The sequence below is a fragment of the Falsiroseomonas oryzae genome (assembly GCF_027856955.1).
GTDB lineage: Bacteria > Pseudomonadota > Alphaproteobacteria > Acetobacterales > Acetobacteraceae > Falsiroseomonas > Falsiroseomonas oryzae.
Genome location: NZ_JAPSMD010000229.1, coordinates 1 through 8,603, shown reverse-complemented (window position 1 = coordinate 8,603; position 8,603 = coordinate 1). Strand labels below are relative to the sequence as shown.

The following is an 8,603-nucleotide window of genomic DNA, read 5'->3' as shown; positions in this document are numbered from 1 at the left end:
GCTGCGGCAGAACCCGGCGCTGCTGGACCGCCTGGCCTTCGTGCTGGGCGCCGCGCCGGCGCTCGCCGACCACGTGGCGCGCAGCGCGGCGGCGCTGGATGCGCTGCTCTCCGGCACGCTGGCCGGCGGCTTCGACACGGCCGCCGCGCTGCCCGCGCTGGTGAAGGACGCGCGCTTCCTGGAAGAGGCGCTGGACGCAACGCGCCGCGTGGTGACGGAGCGCCGCTTCGAGATCGACGCCGCCGCCCTGGAGGGCGGGCTCGACGTGGATGCCGCGGGCGCCGCGCGCAGCGCGCTGGCCGATGCCGCAATCGCCGCGCTGCTGCCTCGCATCGCCGCCGACTTCGCGCAGCGCCACGGCAAGGTGGCGGGCGGCGCACTTGGCGTGGTGGCGCTCGGCAAGCTCGGCGCGCGGGACATGCTGCCGGGATCCGACCTCGACCTGATCCTGGTCTACGACCACGCCGAGGACGCGCAGGAGAGCCGGGGCGGCGGCAAGGCGCTGCCGCCGAGCCAGTATTTCGGCCGGCTCGCAAACCAGGTGGTGGCCGCACTCACCTCGCCGGGGCCCGAGGGGAAGCTCTACGAGGTGGACATGCGGCTGCGGCCGTCGGGCTCGAAGGGGCCGGTCGCCGTGTCGCTGCCCGGCTTCGCGCAGTATCACGCCGAAAGCGCCTGGACCTGGGAGAGGATGGCGCTGACCCGCGCCCGCTTCGTGGCCGGGCCGGCCGGGCTGAAGCGGAAGGTGGAGGCGGCGATCCGGGCGGCACAGACGCGCGCGGCCGATCCCGTGGCTGTGCTGGCCGATGCAACCGCGATGCGCGCGCGCATGCTGCGCGACCTGCCGGCGGAGGGGCCCTGGGACGTCAAGCTGATGCGCGGCGGCCTGGTGGAGGCGGAGTTCGTTGCCCAGGCGCTGCTGGTGGCGCATGCGCACCGCGCGCCCGCCGTGCTGTCCCCGACCACGCGCGTGGCGCTGGGCGCGCTGGGCAAGGCCGGCCTCCTGCCGGCGGAGGAGGTCGCGACGCTGGTCGCCGCCGACCGGCTGTGGCGCGGCGTGCTGGCGCAGCTGCGCCTGACCGTCGGCCGCTGGCGGGAGGAGGCGCTGCCGGAGCCGGTGGCGGCGGCGGTGCTGCGTGCCGTGGCGCCACTCGTGCCGGGCGGCGTGGTTGACCAGTCCGGGTTGCGCGCACAGATGCGTGAGGTTGCGGAGCAGGTGCGCGCCATCTTCGCGCGGCGCATCGGGCCGCTGGATCCGGGCTGACGGGGGAGCAGAGGGATGCCCACGACGAAGAAGCCGGCCGCGCCGGCGGAGAAGGCCAAGCCGGCCAAGGTTACGGCCGCCGCGAAGAAGGCGCCGCCGAAGGCTGCGGCTCCGAAGGCTGCGGCTCCGAAGACTGCGGCTCCAAAGGCGGCGCCCAAGGCTGCCGCGCCCAAGGCCGCCCCCGCCGCCCCGGCCGCCGGCCCGACAGAGGGCGCGCCGGCGCCGGCCTTCTCCATGCCGGCCTCGGGCGGGCGCACCGTCAGCAGCGCGGCGCTGAAGGGCAAGCCCTTCCTGCTCTACTTCTACCCGAAGGCCGACACGCCCGGCTGCACCAAGCAGGCCTGCGGCGTGCAGGAGGCGCTGCCGCAGCTCGGCAAGCTCGGGCTCGAGATCATCGGCGTCTCGCCCGACCCGCTGCCGCCGATCGAGAAGTTCGCGGCGAAGTACAAGCTGACCTTCCCGCTGGCCTCCGACGCTGACCAGAAGGTCGCCGCGGCCTATGGCACCTGGGTCGAGAAGAGCATGTACGGCAAGACCTACATGGGCATGGAGCGGTCGAGCTTCCTGGTGGATGGCCAGGGCAAGGTCGTGAAGGTCTGGCGCAAGGTGAAGCCCGAGGAGCACGCCGCGCAGGTGATGGAGGCGGCGAAGACGCTGCTCTGACGCGGCTCATGCCTGCTCGCGGCGCCGCCAGGGCCGCGTCGCGAGCACGATGATGACCGTGAAGACCGCCGCGCCGATGGCGGCGATGATGCCGCCGAGCTGGAGCAGCATCGGCACCACGCTTTCCTCCTCGCCGGCCTCGCGGGGGCGCCACACCTCGGCCAGCACCACGCCGCCCGCGGAGGCCAGCAGCGACAGCACCGTCAGCGCCACGCCCCAGCCGATCACCAGCCAGGGCCGGCGATAGGCCAGGCCGACGCGGTGCTTCGGCGCGCGGGCCAGGAAATGCTCGAACACCCGCACCCCGTCGCGGCGCGCCGCCAGGGGCACCGGGATGCGCAGGCTCATCAGGATGACGCCGCCATAACGCCCGCGCGGATAGGCAAGGCCGAATTCCAGGCATTCCGGCGCGCCCTGCGGCTGCAGCCAGCCGACCGAGCGCAACTCGGGCACGGCCCAGCGCCGCAGCGGATGGTAGGAGCCGTCCACGATCACCTGCTTCCTGCCGAACAGCACCTCCACCGCGCGGCCGGCGGCGGGCTGCGGCGTGAAGTCGTTCTGCAGCGACGGATGCTGCGCGGTCCGCATCGCGTCGAAGCTGCGGAAGTCGTCCCACGCGGCCGGGTCCAGCGACCAGCGCGCGATCACCCCGCCGCCGCGGCGCAGGCGCGCCTCGCCGAAGGCCGACAGCGCCGCCATCAGCCCGAAGACGAGGCCGAAGGGGATCGCCGCCACCGCGGGGACGCCGGCCAGCAGGACCCAATCGCCGAAGCGCGCCTGCAGCGCCTCCATCGGCAGCAGGGCGAGCGCGCCGAGCCCCGCGAGCGCGAACCACAGCACCGCCTTCAGCGCCGGCCTGCGCATCGTCTCAGCCCTCCCGCAGCATGGCGTCGCCGAGGCGGATCGCGCCGCCTTCCAGCACGCGCGCGGTGATGCCGCCGTGGCCGCGCACGGCGTTGTAGCCACCGGGGCCGAACTCCTCCTCCATGCGGGAGCAGGGATGGCATTCGCCGCTGTGCTCCAGCAACGCCTCGCCTATGCGGAAGCGGCGGCCCTTCAGTGCCAGCAGGTTCACTCCCTCCACCACTAGGTTGCGACGCAGCCGGGCGGGCGAGACGGCCTCCTCGCCAAGATAGGCCGCGATGGCGCGGAGATGCGCGGCCGCGATCAGCGTCACCTGCCGCGCGCCCGTCGCCGCGCCGTTCCATCGGTCGCCGCGAAGCCCGCGGCCGGGTTCGAGCAGCGCCTGCTCGACCTCGATCACCGGCGCGCGGCGCGCCGGGCGCAGGCCGATCCAGAGGAGGCGGCCGGGGCGCATCGGCGCGTCCAGCAGCCGCGCCAGCGACGAGCCCGGCGGCGGGCCCGGCCGGGCCAGGGGAGGCATTGTCACGACGCGCCCTGGCATGGCCGGCGCGTGTCGGATTTTCTTACAGTCATGTGGGCCAGCCTCGTAGCCTGGATCGCAAGGTTCTGGAATGTCTCGCACGGATGCTCTGGCGCGCATCTTGCTCTACGCATCTTGTTTCCATGTGTATGGCTTGGCTGGCCAGGTCAGACGAGACGTCAGCACGGAGAGCAAGTTGCGCCATCTGTTCGCCGCGGTCCTGGCCGCATCGCTCGCCATCGCCGTGCCGGGCGGCGCGCGCGCCGCGATCATCTCCGGCACCTGGAGCTTCTCGATCAACAGCTGGAGCCCATCGACGCCCTTACCGCTTCCGACCACCGGATCGGCCACCTTCAGCTACGATGACAGCGCCTTTCTTGTCGGCGTGCCGCTGACCAGCTTCGTGACGAATTTCGGTGCCGCCGGGGCAGCGTTCACCGCCTTCTCCGGCGACCTGTTGCTGCGGTTCTTCTCCCCGCAAGGCACCGTCGAGGTGGAGTACAACGCTGCCCGCGTGCCCGTCTACGGCAGCTGGATTGAGGACACGGGCGCTTTCTCGTTCGACGTGACCGGCGGCTTCACCGCGGCGGTGCCGGCGCCGGGCGCGCTCGCGCTGTTCGGGGTCGCGCTGCTCGGCCTCGGCGCGGTGCGGCGGCTGCACCGGGGCTGAGCGCCGCGCCGGCACTCAGCCGGCGCGCACCAGCAGGTGCTTCTTCTTGCCGAGCGAGAGCTTCGCCGCGCCGTCGCGGAGGTCGGCCGGCGTCACCTGCGCCGCGGGATCCGTCACCGGCGCGTCGTTCAGGCGCACGCCGTTCTGCGCGATCAGGCGGCGGGCCTCGCCCTTGCTGGCGACGAGCTTCGCCTCGGCCAGCAGGTCCACGACATTGGCCGGCAGCGCCGCCACATGCGTCGGCAGCGTCGCCGCGGCCGCGCCTTCCTCGAAGGTGCGGCGCGCGGTCTCGGCGGATTGCTCCGCGGCGTCGCGGCCGTGCAGCAGCGCGGTCGCCTCGGTGGCCAGCACCTTCTTCGCCTCGTTCACCTCGGCGCCGCGCAGCGCGGCGAGTCGCGCCACCTCGGCCATCGGCAGGTCTGTGAACAGGCCGAGGAAGCGGCCGACATCCGCATCCTCGGTGTTGCGCCAGAACTGCCAGTAGTCGTAGGGCGACACGCGATCCGCGTTCAGCCACACCGCGCCCTGCGCCGTCTTGCCCATCTTGGCGCCGGAGGCCGTGGTGATCAGCGGCGTGGTCAGGCCGAAGGCCTCCTTCCCGTCCACCCGGCGGATCAGGTCGGTGCCCATGACGATGTTGCCCCACTGGTCGCGGCCGCCCATCTGCAGCGCGATGCCGTGGCGGCGGTTGAGCTCCAGGAAGTCGTAGGCCTGCAGCAGCATGTAGTTGAACTCGAGGAAGCTGAGGTTCTGCTCGCGCTCCAGGCGCAGCTTCACACTGTCCATGGTCAGCATGCGGTTGACGCTGAAGTGACGGCCCATGTCGCGCAGGAACGGGATGTAGAGCAGCCGGTCCAGCCATTCGGCATTGTCCAGCATGATCGCGTCGGTAGGCCCTGTGCCGAAGGTCAGGAAGGGCTCGAACACCTTGCGGATGCCGGCCTTGTTGGCCTCGATCCGCGCCTCGTCCAGCAGCTGCCGCGCCTCGTCCTTGCCGGAGGGGTCGCCGATCTTCGTGGTGCCGCCGCCCATCAGCACGACCGGCCGGTTGCCCGTGCGCTGCAGCAGGCGCAGCAGCATGATCTGCACCAGGCTGCCGACATGCAGGCTGTCGGCGGTGGCGTCGAAGCCGATGTAGCCGCTGACCGGCCCCTCGGCGAGGCGCGCATGCAGCGCCTCCGCGTCGGTCGCCTGGTGGATGAAGCCGCGGGCCTGGGCCTCGTGCAGGAAGTCGGTCTTGGCGGTCATCTGGGGTGCGAGGGGCTTCCGGAAGGGTGCGCGGCGTAGCACGGTGCGGCCATGCTGCGAACCATCGGACTCATGAGCGGGACCTCGCTGGACGGGGTGGACGCGGCCTGGGTGGAGACCGATGGCGAGAGCATCGGCCGGCTCGGCCCGGCGCTGACGCTGCCCTACGATCCGGCGCTGCGGCGCGACCTGCGCAGCCTGCTCGATCGCGCACCGGAACTGGCGCCCGACGATCCCTTCCTGGCGGATTGCGTGGCGCGGCTGACGGCGCGGCATGTCGAGGCGGTGCGCGCCATCGGCTGGCAGGCCGACCTGATCGGCTTCCACGGCCAGACCATCCTGCACCGGCCCGCGCGCCCGGGCAGCAACGCGCCCGGCTTCACCTGGCAGGTGGGCGACGCGGCGCGGCTGGCGCGGGAGACGGGGCTCTCGGTCGCCTACGACTTCCGCTCGGCCGATGTCGCGGCGGGCGGGCAGGGGGCGCCGCTGGTTCCCATCGTCCAGGCCGCGATGGCCCGCGACCTGCCGAAGCCGCTGGCGGTGCTGAACCTGGGCGGCGTCGGCAACGTCACCTGGATCGGCCAGGGCGGGCCGGAGGCGGGGGAGCTGATCGCCTTCGACACCGGGCCTGCCAACGGCCCGCTGGACGACTGGGCCCGGCGCGCGACCGGGGAGGCCTATGACCGCGATGGGCGGCTGGCCATGGCGGGGCAGCCCGATGGCGGCGTGCTGGCGCGGCTGATCGCGCATCCCTATCTGGCTGCGCCGCCGCCCAAGTCGCTGGACCGGCTGGATTTCGACCGCGCCCTGAAGGAGGCCGGGGCGGCGGCGCTCTCGCCCTGGGACGGGGCGGCGACGCTGGTGGCGTTCTGCGCGGTCTGCGTGGCCGCGGCCGCACGGCACTTCCCCAGCCCCCCGGTGCAGTGGCTGGTGACCGGCGGCGGGCGGCGCAACCCGGCGATCATGCGCGCGCTCGCCTCCGCCCTGACAGAGCCGGTGCGGCCGGTGGAGGTGGTGGGCTGGAACGGCGATGCGCTGGAGGCGCAGGCCTTCGGCGTGCTGGCGGCGCGGGTGTGGCGCGGTCTGCCGCTGACCTTCCCCGGCACGACCGGCGCGCCGGGGCCGCTGCGCGGGGGGCGGCTGGTCGGGCCGCTGCTGTAGCGCTTTGGCGCTGTGGCCGGATGCGCGGCGGCGGCTTCGGACAAATTGGCAGGGCTGGGCGCCTGGCGGGCGGTGGCGCCCGGCGCCGACGGTCCGAGAGGCCGCGCCACCACCCCATCCCTCCCCCGCCAGCGCGGGGAGGGGGTCGAGGGTGGGAGAAGGAGCGCTCATCCTAGGACGATATACCTATATCGCGTTCCGCTGCCACCCGAAACGACGAACGGCCGCCCCGATCATGGGGCGGCCGTCCGGCTTGGCGGGCCTGTTCAGACCTCGGGGGCTGACGCCCCTCCGGTGATCGGGCCGCTTCAGTCCGCGGCGAGGGCCATCCGCGTGCGGTTCAGCGCACGGTTCACGTGATCCTCCGCGGCCTCGGCCACCTGCTCGGCCTGGGGCGGGGTGAAGATGTGGCCGGCGCCGGGCATCACGCGGTAGTCGATGCTGATGCCCTTCTGGGTGTTCAGCTTCTCCACCAGCTTCCGCACGCTGCTCTCCGGCACCAGCTCGTCATCGGCGCCGTGCAGCATCAGGCCGTTGCAGGGGCAGGGGGCGAGGAAGCCGAAATCGTAGTGGCTTGCGGGCGGCGAGACGCTGACGAAGCCGCTCATCTCCGGGCGGCGCATCAGCAGCTGCATCCCGACATAGGAGCCGAAGGAATAGCCCGCGACCCAGAGCGAGGAGGCGTTGGGGTTCACCGCCTGGAGGAAGTCGAGCGCCGCCGCGGCGTCCGAGATCTCGCCGATGCCGCCGTCGTAGCGGCCCTGGCTGCGGCCAACGCCGCGGAAGTTGAACCGCAGGGTGGAGAAGCCCATCGCCTGGAAGCGCGTATAGAGCGCGTGGACGATGCGGTTGTTCATCGTCCCGCCATGCAGCGGATGGGGATGCAGCACGAGCGCCACCGGCGCATTGGCCTGCTTCGCGTGGTGATAGCGGCCTTCGAGCCGGCCGTCGGGGCCGGCGAACATCACTTCGGGCATCGCGCGTCAGGTCCAGTCTCGGTTGCGGTCGCGGCGCCGGTCGGGCGCGCGGCCAATTGGGGAACCACGGTCGCCGCCGCCGCGACGTCCCCTGGAACGCGCCAGACCCCACCAGGTCGCCATGTTCCCGGATCCGTTCCCGCAACCCTGCCCCGATTGTTGACGGGGGCAGTCGGGAACAATAGCCTTGCCATGGTGACACGCTGCCGCGGTCATCAGGCGCTCCGGTTTCGGCTCTGGTGGGTGCGAAGTGGCTCGCTCCCGTTGGAGGACACCCGGGGCGGGCTCCCGAGCCCCAGGGTGGCCGCAATATAGGGAGCCGATGCGCGGTTTCATATCGGATTCATGGCAGGGCCCCATGTTCCTGTGTCTGGACTGGCGAGACACCGCTCACGATCCGGACAACGTTGCGGAGACATCCGCAGCGGCGACCTATCGTGACGCCCGAGGCGCCCTCCCATGAGGCTTTCCACCCGCGGCCGCTACGCGGTGATGGCCATGGTCGAACTCGCCGCGCGCCAGTCCGGGCTGGAGGCCGCGGCCGAGGCCGGCAGCGGCCGTGCCCAGATCAGCCTGTCGGAGATCGCCCAGGCGCAGCATCTGTCCCTCGCCTATCTGGAGCAGCTGTTCGGCCCGCTGCGGCGGGCGGGGCTCGTGGCCTCGGCGCGCGGGCCCGGCGGCGGCTACCGTCTGGCCCGTCCGGCCGGGCAGATCTCGATCTCGGAGATCGTCCTGGCGGTGGACGAGCCGCTGCAGGCAACCCGCTGCGAGGAGGGCGGGCCGGGCTGCCTGGCCGGGCAGCGTTGCCTGACCCATGACCTCTGGGCCGAGCTCGGCGACCAGATCCGGCTGTTCCTGGAGGGGCTGACCCTGGCCGACGTGATCGGGCGGCAGGTGAGCGGCCGCGCCGCCCCGCCCCGCAGCATCGCCGACGCGGCGGAAGGGCAGGCCCAGGCCGCGCAATAGGGCCGGATCCTGTATCTGATACAGGACCTGGCCGAGTCGCGACCTCCCAGGGCCGGGGCACATGCCGCAGGACCTCTACCTCGACGCCAATGCCACCGAACCGCTGCGCCCCGGGGCGCGGGCGGCGGCGCTGGCGGCGCTCGACCTGGCGGGCAACCCGTCCTCGGTCCATGCCGCCGGGCGCGCCGCGCGGCGGTTGCTGGAGGATGCGCGGGAGAGGCTGGCGGCCCGCTTCGGCGGGACGCCGGCCGAGCTGGTGCTGACCGCGGG

The 8,603-nt window shown here is 72.9% G+C and carries 8 protein-coding genes and 2 pseudogenes; 6 read left to right on the top strand and 4 right to left on the bottom strand.

Going from position 1 to position 8,603, the window contains the following annotated elements:
• A partial coding sequence (locus tag OZN99_RS19485; protein WP_456299888.1) for a [protein-PII] uridylyltransferase family protein occupies positions 1–1,264 on the top strand: 1,264 nt, incomplete at its 5' end.
• 210 nt (positions 1,265–1,474) lie between these two features.
• Positions 1,475–1,927: pseudogene (bcp, locus tag OZN99_RS19480) on the top strand (thioredoxin-dependent thiol peroxidase); the annotation flags it as partial.
• A 6-nt stretch (positions 1,928–1,933) separates the two neighbouring features.
• On the opposite strand, the gene OZN99_RS19475 reads toward bcp, so the two are convergent.
• On the bottom strand, positions 1,934–2,791 hold the full coding sequence (locus OZN99_RS19475; RefSeq protein ID WP_270936927.1) for a hypothetical protein: 858 nt from the start codon (positions 2,789–2,791) through the stop codon (positions 1,934–1,936).
• Positions 2,792–2,795: 4 nt separating this feature from the next.
• Entirely contained in the window at positions 2,796–3,311 is a 516-nt protein-coding gene (locus OZN99_RS19470; protein ID WP_270936929.1) for an MOSC domain-containing protein, read from the bottom strand.
• Positions 3,312–3,507: 196 nt separating this feature from the next.
• Between OZN99_RS19470 and OZN99_RS19465 the strand changes: the two genes are divergently transcribed.
• Positions 3,508–3,981 (top strand): hypothetical protein, encoded by a 474-nt coding sequence (locus tag OZN99_RS19465; protein ID WP_270936926.1) that lies wholly within the window; start codon positions 3,508–3,510, stop codon positions 3,979–3,981.
• A gap of 15 nt (positions 3,982–3,996) precedes the next feature.
• Here OZN99_RS19465 and tyrS read toward each other — a convergent pair whose 3' ends face one another.
• Positions 3,997–5,229 (bottom strand): tyrosine--tRNA ligase, encoded by a 1,233-nt coding sequence (tyrS, locus tag OZN99_RS19460; RefSeq protein ID WP_270936925.1) that lies wholly within the window; start codon positions 5,227–5,229, stop codon positions 3,997–3,999.
• Between the two features lie 54 nt (positions 5,230–5,283).
• Here tyrS and OZN99_RS19455 point away from each other — a divergent pair, with 54 nt between their 5' ends.
• A complete protein-coding gene (locus tag OZN99_RS19455; RefSeq protein ID WP_270936928.1) occupies positions 5,284–6,390 on the top strand; it encodes an anhydro-N-acetylmuramic acid kinase in 1,107 nt (368 codons plus the stop codon).
• Between the two features lie 308 nt (positions 6,391–6,698).
• Here the strand turns inward: OZN99_RS19455 and OZN99_RS19450 are convergent, their stop codons facing one another.
• Positions 6,699–7,367 carry an alpha/beta hydrolase gene (locus tag OZN99_RS19450; RefSeq protein WP_270936924.1) on the bottom strand — a complete coding sequence of 223 codons (669 nt, stop codon included), beginning with the start codon at positions 7,365–7,367 and terminating at the stop codon, positions 6,699–6,701.
• 459 nt (positions 7,368–7,826) lie between these two features.
• On the opposite strand from OZN99_RS19450, the gene OZN99_RS19445 reads away from it, so the two are divergent.
• Entirely contained in the window at positions 7,827–8,333 is a 507-nt protein-coding gene (locus OZN99_RS19445) for an Rrf2 family transcriptional regulator (RefSeq protein WP_270936923.1), read from the top strand.
• A 61-nt stretch (positions 8,334–8,394) separates the two neighbouring features.
• Positions 8,395–8,603 (top strand): annotated as a pseudogene (locus tag OZN99_RS19440) (cysteine desulfurase); the annotation flags it as partial.

Coding starts and splice junctions, on each gene's coding strand:
- OZN99_RS19470 (WP_270936929.1), bottom strand. CDS start 3,311: ATGCCTCCCCTGGCCCGGCCGGGCCCGCCGCCGGGCTCGTCGCTGGCG.
- OZN99_RS19450 (WP_270936924.1), bottom strand. CDS start 7,367: ATGCCCGAAGTGATGTTCGCCGGCCCCGACGGCCGGCTCGAAGGCCGC.
- OZN99_RS19475 (WP_270936927.1), bottom strand. CDS start 2,791: ATGCGCAGGCCGGCGCTGAAGGCGGTGCTGTGGTTCGCGCTCGCGGGG.
- OZN99_RS19445 (WP_270936923.1), top strand. CDS start 7,827: ATGAGGCTTTCCACCCGCGGCCGCTACGCGGTGATGGCCATGGTCGAA.
- tyrS (WP_270936925.1), bottom strand. CDS start 5,229: ATGACCGCCAAGACCGACTTCCTGCACGAGGCCCAGGCCCGCGGCTTC.